Annotated in this window: 16 protein-coding genes, 2 tRNA genes and 1 pseudogene; 8 read left to right on the top strand and 11 right to left on the bottom strand. The window is 54.9% G+C overall.

Features of this window, described 5'->3' with window-relative positions; all coding sequences use genetic code 11:
• Nucleotides 1-73: 73 nt before the first annotated feature.
• The 3 genes from AC0YNU_RS03170 to AC0YNU_RS03180 all read left to right on the top strand — a co-directional run bounded on the left by AC0YNU_RS03170 (nt 74) and on the right by AC0YNU_RS03180 (nt 2,591).
• The gene (locus AC0YNU_RS03170) at nt 74-538 is read left to right on the top strand and encodes a VOC family protein (protein WP_475753029.1); all 465 of its coding nucleotides are present in this window, start codon (nt 74-76) and stop codon (nt 536-538) included.
• Between the two features lie 132 nt (nt 539-670).
• Nucleotides 671-1,375 carry a FadR/GntR family transcriptional regulator gene (locus AC0YNU_RS03175; protein ID WP_475753031.1) on the top strand — a complete coding sequence of 235 codons (705 nt, stop codon included), beginning with the start codon at nt 671-673 and terminating at the stop codon, nt 1,373-1,375.
• On the top strand, nt 1,356-2,591 hold the full coding sequence (locus tag AC0YNU_RS03180) for a CynX/NimT family MFS transporter (RefSeq protein WP_475753033.1): 1,236 nt from the start codon (nt 1,356-1,358) through the stop codon (nt 2,589-2,591). The genes AC0YNU_RS03175 and AC0YNU_RS03180 overlap by 20 nt, the downstream gene beginning before the upstream one ends.
• A 174-nt stretch (nt 2,592-2,765) precedes the next feature.
• On the opposite strand, the gene AC0YNU_RS03185 is transcribed toward AC0YNU_RS03180, so the two are convergent.
• From AC0YNU_RS03185 to AC0YNU_RS03225, 9 genes and pseudogenes are all read right to left on the bottom strand, one after another.
• The gene (locus tag AC0YNU_RS03185; RefSeq protein WP_475753035.1) at nt 2,766-3,503 is read right to left on the bottom strand and encodes a DUF4247 domain-containing protein; all 738 of its coding nucleotides are present in this window, start codon (nt 3,501-3,503) and stop codon (nt 2,766-2,768) included.
• Between the two features lie 15 nt (nt 3,504-3,518).
• Complete coding sequence (locus tag AC0YNU_RS03190) at nt 3,519-4,025, bottom strand: DUF4178 domain-containing protein (RefSeq protein ID WP_475753037.1); 507 nt, start codon at nt 4,023-4,025, stop codon at nt 3,519-3,521.
• A gap of 27 nt (nt 4,026-4,052) precedes the next feature.
• The gene (locus AC0YNU_RS03195) at nt 4,053-4,457 is read right to left on the bottom strand and encodes a DUF350 domain-containing protein (RefSeq protein WP_475753039.1); all 405 of its coding nucleotides are present in this window, start codon (nt 4,455-4,457) and stop codon (nt 4,053-4,055) included.
• A 200-nt stretch (nt 4,458-4,657) separates the two neighbouring features.
• A complete protein-coding gene (locus AC0YNU_RS03200; RefSeq protein WP_475753041.1) occupies nt 4,658-5,329 on the bottom strand; it encodes a PspA/IM30 family protein in 672 nt (223 codons plus the stop codon).
• A 235-nt stretch (nt 5,330-5,564) separates the two neighbouring features.
• Nucleotides 5,565-6,818: pseudogene (locus AC0YNU_RS03205) on the bottom strand (ammonium transporter).
• A 166-nt stretch (nt 6,819-6,984) separates the two neighbouring features.
• Nucleotides 6,985-7,437 carry a hypothetical protein gene (locus tag AC0YNU_RS03210; protein WP_475753043.1) on the bottom strand — a complete coding sequence of 151 codons (453 nt, stop codon included), beginning with the start codon at nt 7,435-7,437 and terminating at the stop codon, nt 6,985-6,987.
• On the bottom strand, nt 7,437-9,386 hold the full coding sequence (locus AC0YNU_RS03215; RefSeq protein ID WP_475753045.1) for a primary-amine oxidase: 1,950 nt from the start codon (nt 9,384-9,386) through the stop codon (nt 7,437-7,439). The genes AC0YNU_RS03210 and AC0YNU_RS03215 overlap by 1 nt, the downstream gene beginning before the upstream one ends.
• A 350-nt stretch (nt 9,387-9,736) precedes the next feature.
• On the bottom strand, nt 9,737-10,516 hold the full coding sequence (locus AC0YNU_RS03220; RefSeq protein ID WP_475753047.1) for an IclR family transcriptional regulator: 780 nt from the start codon (nt 10,514-10,516) through the stop codon (nt 9,737-9,739).
• An 853-nt stretch (nt 10,517-11,369) separates the two neighbouring features.
• Nucleotides 11,370-14,030, bottom strand: coding sequence for an NPCBM/NEW2 domain-containing protein (locus AC0YNU_RS03225; protein ID WP_475753049.1), 2,661 nt, complete (start codon nt 14,028-14,030; stop codon nt 11,370-11,372).
• A 339-nt stretch (nt 14,031-14,369) separates the two neighbouring features.
• Here AC0YNU_RS03225 and AC0YNU_RS03230 point away from each other — a divergent pair, with 339 nt between their 5' ends.
• The 4 genes from AC0YNU_RS03230 to rbsK all read left to right on the top strand — a co-directional run bounded on the left by AC0YNU_RS03230 (nt 14,370) and on the right by rbsK (nt 16,200).
• Nucleotides 14,370-14,897: a hypothetical protein gene (locus AC0YNU_RS03230; RefSeq protein WP_475753051.1), complete on the top strand. Its 528-nt coding sequence runs from the start codon at nt 14,370-14,372 to the stop codon at nt 14,895-14,897.
• Between the two features lie 63 nt (nt 14,898-14,960).
• A tRNA-Thr gene (locus AC0YNU_RS03235) sits at nt 14,961-15,036 on the top strand.
• A 9-nt stretch (nt 15,037-15,045) separates the two neighbouring features.
• Nucleotides 15,046-15,122: transfer RNA gene (locus AC0YNU_RS03240), tRNA-Pro, on the top strand.
• Nucleotides 15,123-15,291: 169 nt separating this feature from the next.
• Nucleotides 15,292-16,200 carry a ribokinase gene (gene rbsK, locus AC0YNU_RS03245; RefSeq protein ID WP_475753053.1) on the top strand — a complete coding sequence of 303 codons (909 nt, stop codon included), beginning with the start codon at nt 15,292-15,294 and terminating at the stop codon, nt 16,198-16,200.
• 196 nt (nt 16,201-16,396) lie between these two features.
• On the opposite strand, the gene AC0YNU_RS03250 is transcribed toward rbsK, so the two are convergent.
• A complete protein-coding gene (locus AC0YNU_RS03250; RefSeq protein ID WP_475753055.1) occupies nt 16,397-17,797 on the bottom strand; it encodes a HEAT repeat domain-containing protein in 1,401 nt (466 codons plus the stop codon).
• Between the two features lie 216 nt (nt 17,798-18,013).
• Here AC0YNU_RS03250 and AC0YNU_RS03255 point away from each other — a divergent pair, with 216 nt between their 5' ends.
• Nucleotides 18,014-18,850 (top strand): helix-turn-helix transcriptional regulator, encoded by an 837-nt coding sequence (locus AC0YNU_RS03255; protein WP_475753057.1) that lies wholly within the window; start codon nt 18,014-18,016, stop codon nt 18,848-18,850.
• A gap of 205 nt (nt 18,851-19,055) precedes the next feature.
• On the opposite strand, the gene AC0YNU_RS03260 is transcribed toward AC0YNU_RS03255, so the two are convergent.
• The gene (locus AC0YNU_RS03260) at nt 19,056-20,843 is read right to left on the bottom strand and encodes a hypothetical protein (protein WP_475753059.1); all 1,788 of its coding nucleotides are present in this window, start codon (nt 20,841-20,843) and stop codon (nt 19,056-19,058) included.
• Nucleotides 20,844-20,879: the final 36 nt, after the last annotated feature.

The raw sequence follows: 20,879 nt of genomic DNA on the forward strand, positions 1-20,879 counted from the left end.
TAAGAACGGCGACATAAAGCTGTCACCTATTGTAGATTATACTCCTTTTATCACAAGAAGGAGGTCGTGCTTTATGTCAGCTATCGCGTATTTAAACTTTGACGGAAATGCAGAACGAGCGATTGAATTTTATTCGGAGGCTTTAAGTTCAACCGAAGTCAAACAAGTTAAATTCAGGGATCTCCCGCAAGATTCTAACTATCCGCTCACGGAGAGCGAGTTAAATATGATTATGGAGTCATCGCTGGCGTTCGATGGCGGGAAAATCATGATGTCGGATCTATTGCCTTCCATGAAGTCCGTAACCGGCGAGCTGGTGAAAGGAAACCATGTCCTGATAAGTCTGGTCATCGATGATAAACAAACGCTCGAACGATACTTTAATCGTTTAAGCGCCGGCGGGTATGTGATCATGCCGTTATCCGATACGCCTTGGTCCTCCTGCTTTGGCATGCTGGTCGATAAGTTCGGGGTTTGCTGGAAGTTCAATCGCGATGCCGATCGGTTTCTTGACCGCATCCTTGCGAGTAAACCGTAATTCTTGGTGCATAAAAAATGGTCTTCCGTTGGAAGACCATTTTATGCTGCTTATTTAAGTGATGGTTTCAACCGAACAGAAACTATGTTACGATACAAACATCTAATCATCCTATGTTTGGAGGTTTGAATTGTGCTTCAAAAAATCAAATCCCTGTCCCTGGTCGATCAAGTCATCCTTCAAATCGAATCCTTAATCGAATCCGGCACATGGCCGATAGGGAAGAAAATCCCCCCGGAACCGGAGTTGGTCACTGATTTGAACGTCAGCCGCAACACGCTGCGCGAAGGCATCCGAGCGTTGTGCCACGCCGGAGTTCTGACGACCAAGCAAGGAGACGGGACTTACGTGTCTTCTGACAGCACGCTTGGCGCGGCTATTCAACGACGCGTTCGAAAAGCAGGTCTATTGGATACGCTGGAAGTTCGGCATGCGCTTGAACAAGAAGTGGCAAGGCTGGCCGCTGTCAGAAGGACGGATGAGGATATAGAGAAAATCCGGCATTATCAACAGGAATGCCGTTCGAATAGCGCTAAAGGGGATTTCAAGCGGTATGTGGACGCAGACATCAAGCTGCACCAAACCATTGTCGAATCGACCGGGAATCGGATCATGATCGACTTATATACGCATATTACCGAAGCCATTCAACAGTCGATCATCGATATACTAAACGAACAGTTCGCCGAGAACTTGCCGAAACATATGCACGATCAACTGGTTGATGCCATTGTCGCGCAGGATCCCGATTTGGCCGCGCAGGCCGTGCGGCAATCGATAAACGAATTCATACGTACAATCGAGGTGCAGGAAACAGATGGATTCACCACAACCTAAAATCCGTTCCCAAGATAGAAGCTCGTCGACTGCCGCTGGGGGACTGCTGTTCCTCGGAATGATTCTGATCGCGGCGAATTTACGCGCCCCGTTAACTTCTGTAGGTCCATTAATCGGCACGATCCGGGATGATTTGGGCATATCGAATACATTGGCGGGCTTGATTACCACGCTTCCTTTACTTGCGTTCGCATTGCTGTCGCCGGTCGCGCCGAAGTTGGCTCATCGGCATGGAACTTCTTCGGTTCTGTTCGGCGCCCTCTTCCTTCTGATCATCGGCATTGCCATGCGTTCCGCTTGGAATATCGGATTCTTGTTGGTCGGGACGGTCCTATTGGGCCTTGCGATCTCCATTTGCAATGTATTGATGCCGAGTCTGATTAAAGAGAAGTTTCCGATGAAGATAGGCATCATGATCGGGGTCTATTCGGTTGCGATGAATCTGAGCGGCGCGATCGCCTCCGGAATCAGCGTGCCTGCGGCCAATCAAACAGGATTAGGTTGGAAGGGGGCTTTGGGTCTGTGGGGCTTGCCGGCGATCATTGCCCTTCTCGTATGGATTCCGCAGCTAAGACGTCAACGGCAAAATGCAAAAACAATGGTGCTGAACAGCAAACGGGCGAATTTATGGAAATCTTCTCTTGCTTGGCAAGTAACCTTGTTTATGGGATTGCAATCCATGCTATTTTATGTCGTCGTTTCCTGGCTTCCGGATATTCTCAAAACCCAAGGCATCAGCGCGGATTTCGCGGGATGGGTACTTTCCTTAATGCAGCTTGCTCTGCTTCCCGTGACCTTCATCGTGCCCATTTTGGCCGAGCGCATGAAAAATCAAATGGCCCTTATGATCCTGACGGGGCTCCTTTTCTTCACCGGCATTGGCGGATTGCTATCCGGAAATCATCTTGTTCTTCTATGGGCGATTCTATTAGGGATCAGCTCAGGTTGTTCGTTCAGCCTGGCGATGGTACTATTCGGTCTGCGAACGACGAACGCGCATGACGCGGCCGAATTATCCGGGATGTCGCAATCGGTAGGCTATTTTTTGGCCGCGACGGGACCTATCTTATTCGGCTACCTGCATGACCTGACCAACGGTTGGAATGTCCCCCTCCTTGCCTTGCTTGCCGTATCGATCTTGATGCTTGTTTTTGGCATCGCTTCGGGTCGTAATCGATTCATAGGAGAAGAACGCGCAGCGTTACGAGATGAATGAAGCATGCCGGTCTGGATTTTAACGTGCAACCAGAATCGGAAAATCAAGCGATGAGAAATAACGCAGCCGGAATCAAGGATCAAAAAAAGCACGTCAGAGAAACTAATCGTTTTCTCGCCGTGCTTTTTGCCTTGCTTTTTGTCTTGCTTTCGCCGTGCTTTTTGCCTTACCGCCTCATCGTCGCCTGGACACTCTGCCGAACCCGACTCGCGTCTTCGGCTTCGATGATTTGCGCGGCGACAGCCAGCCGCCCGATTTCTTGCCGCTGTCGGTATCCCGCGTAATCTTTCCCTTCGAAGGGTTGCCGAGTACGCCGCCGGAACCCGACTTGGTGGACGAATCCGTATTTTTCGACCGTTTGAAGATGGAACCGGTACGTGTCACCGTCATCGGAGGAATGGCTTTTTTCTCCTGCGTTGACGGCGCACGGTAGGTACCGCCGGCCGGCTTGTACGTCCCGCGGTCATCGTAGCCGCGATAAGTTCCATGGCCGTACCGGCCATTATCGAACAGGCTGCCTATGACGCTTGCCACCAAATAGCCCTGGAGAAAGCTGGAGCTATAGTTATCCCGTACGTATTCCTTCGAGTCGACCTCGATCAGCGTATCTTCCGGCTTGGCCGTATCCTGCTGCAGATGAATGACCCGGTCGGAATACACGAGGAACATATGGTCTTTCTTCTCGGGCGATTCCTGCTGCGGCTTGGATTCGTCCGTGAGCGCCTTGGCGACCTCCGGCACGCTGACTCCCGCCGCGCGGTACACGTAAGACGTGCTCGCTCCGCTCCCGTTTACCGATTCAAGCGGATAATTCTCTTCGATCTTCTTATTGATGCCGCAAGCGGCCAGAAGCGGAAAGACGAGCGTGAAGACGAGCAGTAATTTGAGTACAAAAGAGCTCTTGCTTCGCATCGTTGTCCTTCCCTCCTAGTTGCCGCGGAGAACGCGGACATCGGCGGGCAGCACGTCTTCCCCTTCGTACAGCATAAACCGCCCGTCCTGCCATTCGATTCGAAGCAGATGCTGATCATCCGATTGATACTGCCACACATATTGCTCTCCGCCCTGAACGAACGGCGTTTTGCCGGCCGCGACGACGAATCCGGAATATTGCTCCTCCAGATGATAGACCCGGTCGTCCAGTTCAAGCTCCGTCGGCACTTCCTCGATGGAATCCAGACGTCCGTCGATCGGTTCGTACATCGCGTAGACCGTGCGCTCGCGTTCTTCGATCGTTAAATAACGAATGGCAGAGCCGTCCTGCAGCGTAAGGACGACGAGATTACGCTGGCGGTTTTGCAGCCTGCCGACGACCTGATACGTAACGAGCGACACCTCGCATACATCTCCGGGTCCAATCGACAGCATGCTCTTCTCCGCCTTGGGCGGCTCAGGCTTCGCGACGATATTTTTGATTCGTGAGAAAATTCCCATGACGATTGCTCCCCTTACGCTTCTAGTTTATAGACACGATCCGATGATGAGCGCTCCGGCCACATGCAGCGAGCCCGTGAACAGGGCGGTCGCGATCTGGTTCTGCTTCGTCCCTTCGGCCAAATCCAGCCCCGCCGTAACGCGCAGCGCGAATTCCACGAGACTTTCGATCAACAGGAGAATGACGAACGAGATCGCCGATACGAGCAGCGCTTCCCATAAATCGTCCGATGTCGCGATGGACCTTGACAGGATATAGGCTTGAGCGAGCAGCTTCATAATGAAGCGCGTCGTCACCGCGACATTCCCCTTCTTGATTTCTTCCAAATCCTTATACCGGGTAAATAACGAATCGACCGCCATCAGTACGATCAGCAGCACCGCGCCCGCACCGGTCCATACGAGTATGCCGAGCATATCATCCAAGTTCATGCGCCCTGAAACCTCCATTGACTAATGTGAATCCAATCTGCCTATGGCAAAATGCTCCAATCGAAGCTGGCTTCGAACGGAAACAGAAAAAACGTCCTTGGGCGGATGGAAAGCAGCTTGCATTGCTTTGCGATCCATGCCGGCAGACGTTCTTTCCAATAGCTAGCAGTTGAGGATACTTGCTTGCCGTTTAAGGCAAGTTACTCTTTTTTCTCGTATTGTTTCATCAAGGCCGCCAGCTCGTCGTCCACGGCTTTGTTCGTGCCGAGCGATTCGAACTCGTCGTCCAGCGATTTGGCTTTGCTGTTCATTTCGTTGCTTGCTTCGGCCTGCGCTTCCGCCTGAAGCATCTTCTCTTCCATCCGCTTCATGCCGGAAGCCGCGGTGTTGGTTCCGAAGCCTGCCATCGATTTGTTGATGTCCGCCTGCGCCTTGGCCGCTTTGTAACGGGCTACCAACGTTTCGCGTTTGTTCTTCATCTCCGTGAGCTGATCGCGCATCTCGCTGAGCTTCGCGCGGAGATTGTCCGCGGATGCTTTATTGGAATCGTAGCTCGTTTTGTACTCGTCGCGCTTCTGTTCGGCCGCTTTCTTCTCTTCGAGCGCGCGTCTGGCCAGATCCATGTTTTGAATGGAAGCCGCGGTATGCGCCTGCTCATTGCGTTTCTGCACGAGCGCTTCTTGTTCTTCATACAGCTGTTTGAAACGCTTCTCGATCGCGATTTGCGCTGCCACCGCTTTCTCGGCGTCCTCTAAATCCTCATGCATGTCGCGGATATATTGGTCCGTCAGTTTGATCGGATCTTCAGCTTTCTCAATCAGTGAATATACGTTCGATAACGTCAGGTCGCGAAGTCTTTTGAATACAGACATGTTTCATTTCCTCCTCGATATTGTGCTGTTCTCAGCGTTCATGCTACCTAATACGGCTATGGGTTCGATTGCGTTTCAAAAAAAACACACCTTGATATCCCTAATTTACCACAGCGAACGGGAACAAGGAAAGTAGGCGGACAAGAAGAAGGCTCCCGCCCTTGACGGAAGCCCTCTTGGTATTATAATGGCGCCTTGCGTCAGTTCGGCGAACGATTACTGTTAAATCGGCGCTTCACATCACATCGATCGGCGCACCGACGACCGGCTGCCGGCTCGGAATGGGCACCGTCTCCGGCGATTTGTACGCGTTCTCCCCATGAAGGCTGATATCGAGGCCGACCTCTTCCTGGTCCTTCGCGACCCGAAGCGGCACGATGAGGCTGATCAGCTTCAGCAGCACGAACGTGCCGACAGCCGCAAGGACGATGGCGACGCCGACATCCAGCAATTGAATGAATACTTGCTTCGGATTGCCGAACAATAGCCCGTCGTTGCCTGCTGGATTAACGGATTTGCTGGCAAAAATCCCCGTCGCGATAGCTCCCCATATCCCGCCGAGCCCGTGCAGTCCGAATACGTCCAGCGTGTCGTCATAACGGAATCTCTCCTTCAGGAAGTGGACGCCGAAATAGCAAACGAAGCTGGCAACCGCTCCGATCGGGAGCGAGGAGACGACCGAGACATAGCCTGCGGCAGGCGTGATCGCGATCAGTCCGGCAATGACGCCCGTAACCGTCCCGACCAAGGTCGGTTTGCCCTTCTTGTACCATTCGACCGCCGCCCAGGCAATGCCGCCGGCAGCCGCCGCCATATGCGTCGTCGCGTAGGCGAGTCCCGCAAGCGAGCCCGATGCGAGCGCGCTTCCGCCGTTGAAGCCCATCCACCCGAACCACAGCGCCATGCCGCCGATAAAGAACAGAATGACGTTGTGCATCGACTCTTACTGATGCGGGAAGCCTTCCCGCGGCCCGATCATAAGCGCCACGACGAGCGCGCTGACGCCGGACAGGATATGCACGACCGTCCCCCCGGCAAAATCCAGCCCGCCCAGCTTCATCAGCCAGCCGCCGCCCCATGTCCAATGCGCCATCGGCGCGTATACGACGACTACCCACAGCGCGGAGAACAACACCCAGGCGGAGATGCGGATCCTTTCCGCCGCCGCCCCGGATATAAGCGCGACGGTAATCGCCGCGAACAAGCATTGGAATATCGCGAATATCGTATGCGGTATCGTCATCGCGCCTGCCGGGTCCCCGCCGACGCCCTGGAATCCGAAGAAATCGGCTCCTCCGATCATTCCGCCGAGATCCGGCCCGAAGGCGAGACTATACGCGCAGAGCAGCCACACGATGCTGACGACGAGCATGCTGCTCAAGCTGTACATCATCGTGGAGAGCACGTTCCGCGAACTGACCATGCCGCCGTAGAACAGCGCCAAGCCGGGCACGAACATGAACATGACGATTGCCGAGGAGATGAGCATCCAGGCCGTATCACCCGTATCGACGACAGGCGCCGCCGCATCCTCCGCGAAAGCCGACGTCATCGACAGCAGCCAAACGACTGCCGTTGCCAACGTGATTTTAAGCATTAACGAACGAATGGATCCTGTCCCTCTCGCACCCTTACGCACTTTCATCTCCTCCTTATTACGACGCGGCAAACGTCGCGATGCCTGCGCCGACGGACAGAAGCGACACGGCCGCTTGAATCCAGCCGGCGCGTCCTCTACGCTTCGAGCGGTTACGCCACAAGCGGACCATGAGACGGCCCGTATAATACAGTGCCATGCCATTCAGCATGAACAGGATGAACGTCATCCAAGACAGCGGGCTTTCGCCGCCCATCGGCATCGTCATAGTCATGTCGGTCTCCGCCTGAACGTGGGCATGATGCATGTGCGTGGCGCCCAGCCCAATACTCAGACCGGCAAGCAGCGGAACAAGCAGCAAGTGAACGCCATGCAGGAGCAGCATCGCGACGACCGGAAGCGTCGACAGCGCGAACAGTCTTCTCTCTTCTCCTCTTCTATGTTCCCCGCGCCTTTCCTCGAGAGGGCGGTCTTCTTCGTTGCCCTGCGGTCTCTCCAACGTCCGCGCCATCAGCCATGTCCTTCGCTGGAACAGCACGAGCCGGATACGCTGGCCGAAGCTTTCTTGGCCGTCGGCGGCACGTCGAGCGCGGGGCTCGCGCTGAAGAAGCCGACCGGCTTAAGCAGGAATCCCGTATACGCCGCCGGCATGACCGGCCAATCCTCCGGACGTGGAATATGATTGTGACCCATGGTGTACCAGACGACGATATCCGTATCCGCGACAGTGCGATCGGATTGCGTCCATTTGGACAACCCATCGCCGCCGGCATGCTGATTCGGATAGTTGCCTGCCGCGTACATTTCATCTCGATCGTAAGGCGTCACCCATAGATGATGCTGGATGAAGCCTGCCCGCTTGATCAAATCCGACCCAGGAGCGGCGAAAGGGAAGCAGTTCTCGCCGGGTACGATTTTGTAGCCGACAGAGCCGCCCATCTCGTTCTTCACATTGTCGTTCACGAATTTCCAATACCGCGCCGTCTCCAGCTTCAAATCCCGGATCGCTTCCTGCTCCGTCGCCATTAACGTCGACCTGGCCATGAACGCATTGCTCATCGGGTTGCCCGGTCCGGGCGGCGCAGGCACCGTATCCACCTCGTACACGGAATTGTCGCTCCCGTCGATCTGCAGATCGAGACGGACATTGAAGAAATGCTGGTGATTCGGCGCATACAGCTCCGGCGCGACCATCGTCCCGTATAAAGGCTTCTCACCTTCCTCCAGACATCCGACGGACAAAATGCCGGTCAGCTTGATCTGAAATTCAATATTGCCATCCTGATAGAAATACCAGAAGAAGCCGTATTCGTAATTGGCCACGGTCGAAATCGACGAAATGACGAGCCTTCTCGAACGCCGCACCTCCACCTCGTTCGTGCGCCAATCGGTATGTTTCCACAGAATGCCGTAATCCTCCTCGTGCATGCAGATCGCATTCTTGATGACGACCGTCTCGCCGCGGCTGTTCGTCATGGCGGCGTCCAAGTAACGGATGAAGCCGACGCAGTCGCAGCCGAGTTCCAAGCTGTTGGCCAACTGGCCGATGCCGTATTCGCCGCTGTCGAACGCATTTTTCCGGTTCTGAGTGGGTCCGGGATCACCGTAGGGCACGACCATCTCCGACAATGCGGCACGATACAGAATCGGCCGCCTTCGTCCCCCGTCCTCGTAGCTGACCGTATGGATCGTCAGGCCTTCGCGGGCGTTGAAGCCGACGCGGAGGTTCCATTTCTGCCAATTGACCTCGTGCGCGTCGACCGTGAAGCTTGGGCCTTCCGGCTGCGTGATATCGATGGGCTTGAGACCGGTCCGAAGCGGTCCGGTCTCGCCAAGCGCATAGGCTGCCGGCTTCGTTGGAATGGACCGGTAGGGATACTCCTCGACGCGGAGCACTTCCATCCTATTGAGGTCGATGACGGGAATCAGGCCAAGCGGACGCGCATAGCCGTTCTCGCCGGGTTCGCTGCGCAGGAAGCAGAGCGGACGGGCCATTCGAATCGAGTTCTCTTCCGTCCCGCCGAAATTTCCTGCCGACCATAGATCAACCATGACGAGAGAAGGGTCGGTCACGCCAAGCCGTGCCAGCGCGCTTCGAAATGCCGGCGATGCTTTGACCGCCTGCTCGCATTCCACCTGTTCATCCAGCATGATCGTCGGCTGGACGCCGGGCACGTGCTTCCAAGAGATGACTTCGCCGGCCGTGATGGATACGACGCCTTCATAACAGGCGTTACGCTCGTTGTTCAAAATCACGACGAACGCTTCCCGCTCCGGCGGCGCGTCTGCTTCAAAGGCTAGCACGGCTTCTTTGTCCGGCTCCCGCAGCATGACGGACACGAACCGGTCGTAGGCGCCCAGCTGCAGCTTCTCTTTCAGGATGGAGACCGCGCATGCGATTTCCTCCCCGCTGAGCGGTTCCAGCGGATGCCTTACTTTCTGCTCCTGTATGAGTTCCATTCTCCATTCCTCTCTTTCGATCGTCTCTGTGTCCCCAACCTTCAGGCAAGGCTGATAGGCTGCAGCATGCTCCATTCGAAGTTAGAGCTTCGACGGAAACCAATCTGCCGTTTGCAGCATGCTCCATTCGAAGCTTTGGCATCGAACGGAAACCAATCTGCCGTTTGCAGCATGCTCCATTCGAAGCTTTGGCTTCGAACGGAAACCAATCTGCCGTTTGCAGCATGCTCCATTCGAAGCTTTGGCTTCGAACGGAAACCAATCTGCTTAAGTTAGGTTATCTCACATTATATTGACGAACGAACAAGCGCCAAAGGGACTTTTCCCACATAGCGGGATCGAATGAAAATTTACTGTTTTTGCCGCTCGGCACCGCCTTGATATCCCAGCTCGGTGGAGATCAGACTCGCGTATTTCTTCACGTAATAGCTGTATTTCTCGATCTTGTCCGGTTGAAACCGCAGCTCCGGTCCCGCCACGTTGATGGAGCCGACAACCGTCCGCTCGTAGGAGAAAATCGGCGCGGCAATGCCTGTCGTTCCTTCTGTCGCCTCTCCGGTCGTAACGCTGTAGCCTTGCGCGCGAATTTGCTGGAGATCGTTGCGGATGTAGTCGAGCGTAAGCGGCTTGAGGGACGGGGCTTGAGGCCAATCGACGCTGCTGAGGAGCTGGTTCTGGAGCTTGACGGGCAGGAAGGCTAGAATGGCGCGGTTCGAGGCGCCGATGTAGAGCGGCAAGCGAAGGCCGATCGGCTCGGAGATTTTCAAGATTTGCGGGGAATCGATGGAGTCGATGTAGACGCCTTCGTTGTTCTCGCGGCTGGCCAGATAGACGGTTTCCCTTGTCTTCTGCGACAGCTCTTCTATGTAGGGGCGGGCGACGGAGCGAAACATGAGGCTATCCCACATCAGAAAGCCGTATTTCATGAGCGACAAGCCGAGCTTGTATTTCTTCGTCTTGCTGTTCTGAGCGACCAGGCCGTATTGCGTGAGCGAATTCAGGATCCGGTGCGCGCTTTGGACCGGCATATTCAGCTGCTTGCTGATTTCCGTGACGCTGAGCTCCTTCTCCATCCCTTGGGGAACGAGCGTATCCAAGATTTCGATCGCCTTTCCGATAACACCTGACAAGCCCATCACCTCATCGTCAGATTACACGTTATATATTCTGTCATCAGTATAACAAACAACTGGCTTGGCCAGCAGCGTGTTTTCCCATTATGTGAGAAACTTGAACATTGTTTTTGCAACTACCAGTTCCCTTGCTTGTCGCGCGCAAAAAAACCGGGCAGGTTTCCCTGCCCGGCTCAGATTGTAGAGAAGCCCATACGTTTTTCAAAATGGCGGGTTTCTCTTTTTCGTTTCCAGTTCAGCATTCGGGCTTCGGAGGACAAAATACCCCGCTGAGCCGTACGTATCCATCCACCTCTGCCCGAGGCAAGCGGTGGAAGGTGACGCGGAGCATGTAGCTCAGGGTTCAACAATCAACATTCAGTATTCAACATTCAACATTCAACATTCAACATTCAACATTCAACATTCAACATTCAACATACAGCATTCAGCATTCAGCATTCAGCATTCAGTATTCAGTATTCAGTATTCAGTATTTAGTATTCAGCGTGCAGCATGCGTTCGGACGGAAACTTAACGGTTGCCAGCGTTGCTAATTCACGTATTAGGCTGCGTGCAAAACTCTAATGGTTCTGACAGACGTTATTGAGCGTAGAGGAGCTGATTTACTCGGGAATTACTTGCAATAAGCTCGCTGACAACCATTAGTGAACCAAGAGGGGCATTTTGAAGCGAATAGCCAATCTTTCAACCGTTAGAACCAGGATCGCTAGGTCCATATTCGGAAACACGGCGATATTGGTCTGCATTGGCGATCTGCATCTCAATTGGTGCGGTTTTGATTTTCTCGACACCCAAACCGGGCAGGAAACCCTGCCCGGCTCCCGCATGCTTCATCTTCTTGGTCCAGTTACGGCGTGCTTGGATATACGATCTGCAAGTCTCCCCAGTCCGCATGATCCCAATCGCCGCCGGCAATGCCGTTCGTAACGACCAGCTTCAGCTCGTTGACGCCGCTGATGTCCAGGTCGATCAGCTTTGTATCCGTGGTTGCCGTCATGACGCCGCTGTCGGCCGCTTTGACGCCGTCCAGCCATACCTCGAAGCTGACATCTCCGTTACCGAACGTCTCGTCGTCGACGCCGACGGCCGCATGGAAGGAGGCATAACGTCCGCCCAGCGTATACACGACGGTCGAAGCCGCATGCGTGCCTAAGCCTTTCGGATATTCGACGCCGTTCAACGTGATCGGTTTGCCGTCGGACGATTTGTCCTTATTGACCGAGCCCCATCCTGCCGTTCCCGAATCGAACGCATAGTCGCTGAGATACACGACCGGCGAAGACGGCGGCGCCAAGACGGCTTCCGCCTCATTGCTCGCTTCCGAACGATTGCCCGCCGCATCGATCGCCTTGACGGTAAAGAGGCTTGACGTGCCCGGAATCAGGCCGCCTGCCGTATACGACGTTGCGCCAGCCCCGGTCGTCGTGCCGACTTGGATGCCATTGCGATAGACAATGTAGCCCGTCACGGCTTTGTTATCCGTGGACGCGCTCCAAGTCAGGCTCGCGCTCGTGCCCGTTACCGATGCTGCGGCCAGTTGGCCCGGAGCCGTAGGAGCCGTCGCATCAGGCGCTTCCGTCGTCACGCCCAGCGCGGCGCTTGGATCAGAAACGTTACCCGCCGCATCTCTTGCCTTCACCGTAATGCTGTAGTTCGTAAGAGCCGTCAATCCGGTAAGCTTGATCGAGGTTTCTCCAGGAGCCGTGGAGCCTGCAAGGACACCGTCCCGGTACACGTCATATCCGACGACCCCGACATTATCGGAAGCCGGATTCCATGTCAAAACGATCGTCTCGTCGGTTTGGGACGGAGAAGCGACGTTCGTCGGCGCCGACGGCTTCTTCGTATCCTTCGCGCCCGGTCTGACGAGAATGATGGATTCCTTCAAGCCCGCGCGGCCTTCATTATCCCAGACGACGAGCGTGACGCGATAGATGCCGGCTTGATTGTAGACGAACGTAGGCCTCGACGAAGCGCTTGGAAGCCCCGTGCCGAAATCCCATAAGTAAGTCGCGATCGATCCATTGTCCGTCGACGTACTGTTAAACGTTACGGGCTCGCCTTCGCGGACGAGCAGCGGAATCGTAAAATTGGCTTTCGGCTTCGCGTTCGCGAATCCTTTCGAGGTCGGCTGCGCGTTATTCCCGTTCTTGTAGACGAGATTGCCCGACCATTCCAAATCCTTGGCAGCCGTCGGATACGGATCCATGGTAACGTCTTTGTTGCCATAAATCAGATTATTGGTGAAGCTCAGCTTGTCCACGCCCGGAGCGCCAGTAAGCTCGATCGCCTTGCGCCCGTTGCCCGAGATGAGGTTGCTGTCGAACGTCAGGTTCTGCGAATTGCCGTGAATACGGATGCCATTGCCTTCGTAGCCCGGGTAAGCTGCTTTCGGATTGCCGAGCTGCGTATTGATGAAGCTGTTCTTATAGAAATATTGGAACTGCTCGGTCTCCGAAGATCCTGCGCCTTGGAGCTGCATGCCCCACATGACGAGGTTTTTGACTACATTGTAGCCCCACAGCTGATGGCCCGTGCTCGGCGATTGCTGGATGCCGACCTGCTGGCCGCCGTCGACCACGTTGTCGGACGTGACCGTATTGTCCGCCATGATTTCAAGTCCGATCGCTCCGACGGAGCCGTCTGTCGCATGCACGACGTTCCGGCGAACGGCGATCGTCTTGGAACGAACCGCGCTGATCCAGTGATCGACGTCGTTGTCCTCGATAATGGAGTTGTCGGTGTCCGTATGAAGCTCGATGGACAGGCCGTTTTCTTTCTTGCCCGAGCCGGTGATTTTGTTACCGCGAACGATAGCTCCCGAACTGCCGTCATTGAGGAAAATGCCGCCGCGCCCCGTATCCGCGATGACGTTGCGTTCGATAAGCGCGTTCGTCGAATTCCATCCTACGCGAACGCCCGCGCCCCAGATGGATTGAACGCCGATATTCGTAATGACATTGTCCGAGACGGTCAGACGGTCCGTATGGTCGCCGAGCAAGGCATGCGGGCCGAACCCTTCGGTCGCCACGAAATCCCTCACCTTCAAGCCGCTCATCACGTTGCCGCTGCCGCCTTCGGATACGGTTGCCGACATCAGGATCGTGCTGTTGTTGCCGTCCAGCGTCAAATTCTTGATCGCCGCATTGGAGGCGTTGAGGAATTTGAACATAAACGTATCCGTGGTTCCCGCGTATTTGACGATGGTGCTATCGCGATTCTCCCCCTTGATGGTCACGCCTGATTTACCATTCACGGTGCCTGATAATACGTACGTTCCTTTAGGGATAAGAACGGTGTCTCCTGCCTGCGCGGCATCGATCGCCGCTTGGATACCGGCACGGTCGTCGAGCGTATCCGCCCCGTTCGCCCCGTATGCAGCAACGGAAATGAAAGCGTTGGGAAGACTGGGGCCTGCTGCATAGCCGGTCAGTGGCACGGTCGTCAGCGTCATGGCCATTGAAGCGAACAAACTGATGCTGGCCCGCTTGCTAAGTTGAAGCTTCATGAAGTGGAACATCTCCTCTACGACGATATTTGGGCAGCTTGCTTCAATGCTTGGATCGGATAAGCTGCTTTCCTATCGTGCAGGATATGCACGTCCGTTCGTACTGTCCGATACGCGATTCGGTCGAGATCGGACTGTGAATTTGCAAGAAAGCTGTGATTACGTGTAAGCGCATACAATTTTCAGCAAAAAGCGACAGCGTTTTAACTTGCAGAGCTTACCGTTTCGAGCGTCATCATCCACGAGGAAAAGCCTGTGCAAGCTATCGTCATTTCACCCCGCTTGTGGTAATAAACTGTACAAAGCCGCATTCCATGCTTCTATGGGAGGTTGATTCGAATGATCACGGAAGCCTTAATCGATGCCCAGCGCCAGCTGATCCAGGGCGACGGCTGCCGCGTGCATGCCATCGCGGAATCCAAGCACGGCGATACCGTCATCCTCTATTCGCCCGTCGGAAGTTTCGATCTCTATGCCCGGGTCATTTACGCCAGCGGGATCGCAACGAAACGTTATGTGAACGACTTGTCGCTGCATGTCTCTCCGATCGACGGAATCCGGAATAAAGCCTGGTTCCTGCAGTATATCCGTATTCTTGGGGACAAGATCAACTGCGGCTTCGGCTCGATCATGCTGGCTCAGCTTCTGTTGCTTGCCGAACGGGAAGGAATCGCCTACATCGAAGGCCGAATGCAGCAAGCGGAGCATCGCGCGCATGCAGATCGACTCCGGCACTTCTATACGAAGTTCGGTTTTGCCATCGACGATGAAGGCCGTTTGCGATGGCGCAATGAGAAACTCGCGTCTTATTCCTCATGCATGGAGACGACGAATCAAGCGCCGCGCCGGCGGTTTAAAATAATTTAAAAAAAGGACTTGCATCTTTTTATTTAATTATGTTAAGATACTTTTTGTGTTCAGGACACATTCGCCGGTGTAGCTCAGTTGGTAGAGCAACTGACTTGTAATCAGTAGGTCGGGGGTTCGAATCCTCTCGCCGGCACCATCTTCATCTCGGGACGTAGCTCAGCTTGGTAGAGCACCTGGTTTGGGACCAGGGGGTCGCATGTTCAAATCGTGTCGTCCCGACCATCTATAACCTTTATCCGTCCAACGGATCGTTTGAAAGCTCGAGCGCTGCTCGGGCTTTTTTTGTTGTGCGCAGGCACGGGTTCGATTGACGGTCATTTTGAGATCATGATATAGTCGGAATGCAAATGATGTAACCGGTATCATACTAATGGGTCAAAGGATGATGAAGATGACGCGCATGCCGCGGATCGCCGTTGTCGGCAGCTTGAACATGGATTTGGTCATCTCGCTGCAGCGGATGCCGAGAATCGGAGAATCGATTCAAGGCGACGATATTCATTACATATCTGGCGGAAAAGGCGCCAATCAAGCGGTGGGCTGCGCCAGGCTCGGCGCGGAAGTGAATATGATCGGCGCCGTCGGGGACGATGGGTTCGGCGAGCAGATCCTGAAACGGATGAACGATTTCGGCGTCGGCACGGAAACGATTGCGGTGCTGAATGAAGCGCCCACGGGCACGGCTGCCATTCTTCATACGGAAGGCGACAATTGCATCGTCGTCGTTCCAGGCGCGAACGGCCTGTGCACGCCGGAAGCGATTCAGTCCCATGCAGCCGTTATTGCCGGTGCAGACGCACTGATCGTGCAGCTTGAAATTCCGCTGCCCGCGGTCGAAGCATCGCTGCGAATCGCGCGCGAAGCCGGCGTCCGCACGATCATTAACCCCGCTCCCGCTCTGCGGCTGTCGGAGGAGCAGATCAGCCTCGGCGACTACTTTACGCCGAACGAAACGGAATTCGAATTTTATTGCGGCAGCCCTGCCGCGAGCGAAGAGCAGCTCTTCGCTCAGATGCGGGCTTGGCGCGATCGTTTCCCGCAGCAGACGTTGATCGTTACGCGGGGCAAACACGGCATATCCTGCCTGGACGGGGAGGAGATCGTCACGGTTTCCGCCCCTATCGTAGAGGTCGTCGATACGACCGGCGCGGGCGATTCCTTCAATGCCGCGCTCTGCTTCGGGCTCGCCTCCGGCTGGAGCCTGGAACGGACGCTGCCGCTGGCCGTGAAGGCGGCTTCGCATTCCGTAACGGTCTTCGGCGCTCAGGACGGCATGCCGTCGATGACCGATCTGGTGTAGCATCCAGCGCGTAATTCCCCCTCTCATCGCCTAATCTTGCATCCTATTTAGAGAGTTGGCCACGCAGCATTCCGCTGAGCCATAACACTTACGTTTAAAGACTGTCAACGAAGCAAAACCGGCCTCCTCAAGCTTGCTAAGCAAGCTTGAGGAGGCCGGTTTGTTTGTTATGGAGATTTCCAAGGGGATAGCCCGCCTAGAATGTACTTGCCGGCGTCGTGTCCGAGCACCAGCGCGTATTGAACAGTTCGCTCATCAGCACGTCATGCGCTTCCTTCGTTCCGATGCTGCGCAGTGCTTCCAGCGCATGGCCGCGAACGTAGCGGTTCTCGTCATCGAGCGAAGCCTCGAGCGCCGGCACGGCGTCGGCAGCATCCGGACCGATGCGCACAAGCGCCAGACCTGCCGTGAACTTCACCTGGGTGTCTTCATCCGACAGCGCTTCAATCAGCGCGGGAACGACGGAACGCGGGTTGCTGCTCATCATGCCGAGTACTTCCGCGACCGTACGGCGGATCTTGACGGACGGATGGTTGATAAGCGCCGCAACTTGCGGAACGGCCGCTTCCGCCTGTCCGCGCAGCTCCGAAAGCGCGAACAAGGCATGGTTGGCAACATGCTCTTCCGAGCTGGACAGCGCTTGCGTCAAGCCGTCAACGGCTTCCGCGCCGGCTGCCGAAAGTCCATAAGCGGCAATACGCGATATCTTCTTCGGACCTTCATTGAGTGCTTCGATCAAGCGGCCGATTCCGGCTGCGCCGCTTGCCGCCAATTCATAGGCAGCTGCAATCGCTTCCGGCTCTTCCGCATTGTTCAGGCGGTCAGCGAACTCCGCGACTTCCTCGGCAGTGCCGGGCTTAGAACCCGCGCGCGCTGCCACTCGGCCGGACAACCAGTTCCATACCTCATCGGCAACCGGCTGATAGACGGCACGTCCGCCGACTTCCGTAATATCCCCGATTTCTTGCGCTTGATTGTCCCACGACGGAGCCGCTGGCGCCTGCGTCCGCATAAATTCGAATTTGAGCATGAAGCGCGGAGTACCAAGCAGGTTCGGCGTCGAACGGTGCCAAATGTCGTAGTGGATGAGCGCGAACGTGCCTGCTTCGCCCTTCGCCGTTGCTTCCTCGGCCATCTCGTCGGATGCGAAGTTGCGCGAGTCCTCGAAATGCGTACCCGGCAAGACGCCCGTCGGTCCAAGCTCTGCCGGCGTGTCTTGCGGGAAGTACATGATCATCGCCCACCATGGGTGATGGTTGCGCAGTTTGGAATAGCCCCAGTAGCTGTCCTTATGCCAGCCGCCCGGCTGCGGAATGGAGTTGTAATGACCATGGCGATGCGTATGCAGCAAGTATTCCGGACCGAGAACGCTGGTAAGCGCGCCCGTAATGACCGGATGCTCGAACACGCGCTGCAGGTCGCGGATACGAGGCAGGATATTGTTGCCCGGGTTGCCTTCTTTATCGTAGATTTCGTTCAGCTGCGACACGAGCTTCTCATGGAACTCGCGAGAAAAGTCTGTTTTCAAAATTAAAAATCCATTGGCGATAAAGGATTTCATCTGTTCGTCGTTGAGCAGAAGCGGTTGCTGCGCCATAGCCTGTCGGCCTCCTCGTTCGTGTTTGTTTCTTCCCTCTCATTATAGAATCGCAGATTGCGCTTTCAAATGGATAGGGCTAAGAATGATGGTGCCAAAGTTAAGGTATCCTTTTCACCGGAGGGCGAAATCGTCTATGATGGAACCATAGGGCCGGCATGCCGGCGAATGATCGGCTCCGAGATTCGATCGGACCGGGTTAGGAGACTTGCGGCAATGAACATGAAACGCGAACACGGCGCTTTGACCGATCTACTCCATACGCTCCAAATCGACGTCCTTACCGCCTACAAAACGCAGGTGACGCGAGACTGGCAGGATTTCGACTTCGTGCCGGAGTACAATAAATTTTATTACATCCTGGAGGGCGAAGGCTGGCTGAAGTCCGGCGACGCGGAGCTGACGCCCGTATCCGGGGATCTCTGCATGCTTCCGGCCTATATCAATCAATCCTACTCCACGCTGAAAGGACGGCCTCCTTTCCTTAAGTATTGGTGCCATTTCACGACTTCGATCGGTCCCTTCGATCTGTTCCAATGGATCGGCGCGCCGCTCTCCATTCCGGTCATCGACCGCGAAGAAATGGATGCGCTCTTCAAGCTGCTCGTCAGTCTGCGTGCCAATACGTCCGTCGTGGCCCGGCTGCGCGAGAAATCCGTCATGCTGGAAATCATAGCGCGCTATTTGGAGCATGTGCCGATTACGATTCTCCAGCACCGGTCGGAGGATCTGAAGCGGATCCAATTCATCCAATCCTACATCGACAGCCATATGGAGGGCAGCCTGAAGGTCGAAGACATGGCGCGGGCCGCGCATTTGCACCCGAATTATTTCATCGCCTATTTCAAAAAGCATTTCGGCGTATCGCCGCTCAAATATATGAATCGCCGGCGCGCGGACAAAGCGAAAATCCTCCTCTCGACCACCGCGCTCAGCATCAAGGACATTGCGGATCAGACGGGCTTCAAGGAAACGAATCATTTCGCGAAGTTCTTCCGCAAGGAGACAGGCCAAAGTCCGACCGAATATCGGCTTCTGCACGGCAGCAGCTAGTCGTGTTCTTGGCCGTCATGAAATTTGAAGTGCCTATAACGTCCGGCTAATGAATGATTCCTAACAAATAATAAAAAGGCTATCCCCCAGCGTCGGCTGAGGCGATAGCCTTCTTCATTATTGCGGAAGCTAGCGATAGAGATAGGACTAGAGTTAGGACTCGGCTTAGAGTTAGTTAGAGTTAGAGTCAGGGCAAGAAGTAGAGTTACAACTGCCGCACCTGTCCGGTCATTACCTCCGCCGTCAGCCAGCGCCTCATAAGTACCAGCACGACCAGCGAAGGCAGCGCGATCAGAGCGCCGAACTGCAGCAGCGTCGCAGGATCGTATGTCAGTTTCGCGCCATCCTGCATCGTTGACCGGGCTATCATGAATTTCAATGTCGGCGGAAACATCGTCGGATTCGACAAGTAAATCATCGGAGCGTACAAACCGTTCCACATGGCAACGAATTGCAGCGCGCCCAGCGCAAGCAGAGGCTTCCAAACGTTCGGGATGTACGCTTGGAAGAACATGAACGTCTCCCCGCGTCCTGCGAATTGCTCTCTAAGAGCGGCATGCTTGCTGTTATAGATGCTCTTCAGCACGAAGATCGGCAGAATCGAGAAGAAACCCGTCATATAGACCGCATATACCGAGTTGACAAGCCCCAAGTCCTTCATAAACATAAAATCGAAGAAGGAGACGCTCCCGGCGGACATGATCGCAAGCAGGAAACCTTTGTACAGGAAACGCCCCGGCAAATCCTTGACTGTCAGCGGGAAAGACAACGTGAGCGTGATCAGCATGAAGACGGCCGAAGAGGCCAAATAAACAACGAGATACTTCGCATATTGAGAGCCCGAGAGCAGCGTGGACAATCCAGGTCCTTCATGCCGACTCGCGAAGGGATATACCAACAAGACATAGAGGGACGCCAAGACGGGCAGTGCGAATAGCAGGATGACGATTCCTCCCGCTGCTCTTCTCCCTTTTCCGGAGATATGAATCACCGACCCGTCTCCGATAGACGACGACGTAAACACATCCCGCACGTACAGACGCCGAATAATGAAATATGCGCCCACCGTACAGACGAATTGCAGCGCAAACTGAAGCATGGCCAGCGGCCCTTCCGTGTTCATATCCATATTCTCGAAGGTCGACCGGAACCGATACGTCTCGATCGCGTCGCCCGTTCGGAAGACAAGCGGATTCACGAGCGGATGAAGAAGCTCGAAATTAGTGGCTAGTACGGCGGAGAACTGCATCAGCATGAACGCCGTGATCGCCCGCATGGCCGGCACGATGCTGAGCCGGACGAAAGTAGCCCTTCGATCAAGCTTCCCGGCTTCACTCCCGTATATGGCATGCCTGGCACTGATCGCCGCAGTTGCAATCAAGGTTGGAATGCCGATCGTTTTGACAATTTCTACGAAGAGGTACATAGATTTGAACAGCTCCGGCCGCGCCCAAACCATTGAATGAATGCCGAACGGCGAGTGGTCATCAGAAAAAACCAACATGGCTATGTAGCCAAAGACAAGCGATGGAATAAAGTAAGGCAGCAGGAACAGCGTCGTGAGCGCTCCTCTCAACCGCGCACCGGCAAACGTGCTGATTGCGAGCGCCAGAATGAGCGCTGCAATTCCGCAGCATGCCGTATACATCAGCTTGAGCAGCAGCGTATTGGCAAGGATGTGGTGGAAGTTGGGATCCTGAAAGACATGCCTGTAATTGTCGAAACCGATCCATGGGCTGCTCCATAGCGCTTGGAACAACTTGTAGTCCACGAAGGAAGCATACAACGCTCGAAGCAGCGGAACCCCTTTGAAATAAACGATAAACAGCAGCGCTGGGATGACGAGCACATAAGGCAGTCGGTATCTCCATATCTTCCGAAACACGTTTACTTTGTCTGCAGCCGGTCGATCATTCTGCTTCAATGGATATTCTTCGTGTTGCTCCACGTTATTCGTGCGTGATGAGTCATGCGATCCTTGTCGTTCGTCCATTGCCGACCTCCGCCCGTTCCATTGTTTATGATGTTC

It is taken from the genome of Paenibacillus sp. J31P316, from assembly GCF_056269105.1.

Coding starts and splice junctions, on each gene's coding strand:
- AC0YNU_RS03255 (WP_475753057.1), top strand. CDS start 18,014: ATGAACATGAAACGCGAACACGGCGCTTTGACCGATCTACTCCATACG.
- AC0YNU_RS03190 (WP_475753037.1), bottom strand. CDS start 4,025: ATGGGAATTTTCTCACGAATCAAAAATATCGTCGCGAAGCCTGAGCCG.
- AC0YNU_RS03170 (WP_475753029.1), top strand. CDS start 74: ATGTCAGCTATCGCGTATTTAAACTTTGACGGAAATGCAGAACGAGCG.
- AC0YNU_RS03180 (WP_475753033.1), top strand. CDS start 1,356: ATGGATTCACCACAACCTAAAATCCGTTCCCAAGATAGAAGCTCGTCG.
- AC0YNU_RS03230 (WP_475753051.1), top strand. CDS start 14,370: ATGATCACGGAAGCCTTAATCGATGCCCAGCGCCAGCTGATCCAGGGC.
- rbsK (WP_475753053.1), top strand. CDS start 15,292: ATGACGCGCATGCCGCGGATCGCCGTTGTCGGCAGCTTGAACATGGAT.
- AC0YNU_RS03200 (WP_475753041.1), bottom strand. CDS start 5,329: ATGTCTGTATTCAAAAGACTTCGCGACCTGACGTTATCGAACGTATAT.
- AC0YNU_RS03195 (WP_475753039.1), bottom strand. CDS start 4,457: ATGAACTTGGATGATATGCTCGGCATACTCGTATGGACCGGTGCGGGC.
- AC0YNU_RS03210 (WP_475753043.1), bottom strand. CDS start 7,437: ATGGCGCGGACGTTGGAGAGACCGCAGGGCAACGAAGAAGACCGCCCT.
- AC0YNU_RS03250 (WP_475753055.1), bottom strand. CDS start 17,797: ATGGCGCAGCAACCGCTTCTGCTCAACGACGAACAGATGAAATCCTTT.
- AC0YNU_RS03260 (WP_475753059.1), bottom strand. CDS start 20,843: ATGGACGAACGACAAGGATCGCATGACTCATCACGCACGAATAACGTG.
- AC0YNU_RS03225 (WP_475753049.1), bottom strand. CDS start 14,030: ATGAAGCTTCAACTTAGCAAGCGGGCCAGCATCAGTTTGTTCGCTTCA.
- AC0YNU_RS03185 (WP_475753035.1), bottom strand. CDS start 3,503: ATGCGAAGCAAGAGCTCTTTTGTACTCAAATTACTGCTCGTCTTCACG.
- AC0YNU_RS03215 (WP_475753045.1), bottom strand. CDS start 9,386: ATGGAACTCATACAGGAGCAGAAAGTAAGGCATCCGCTGGAACCGCTC.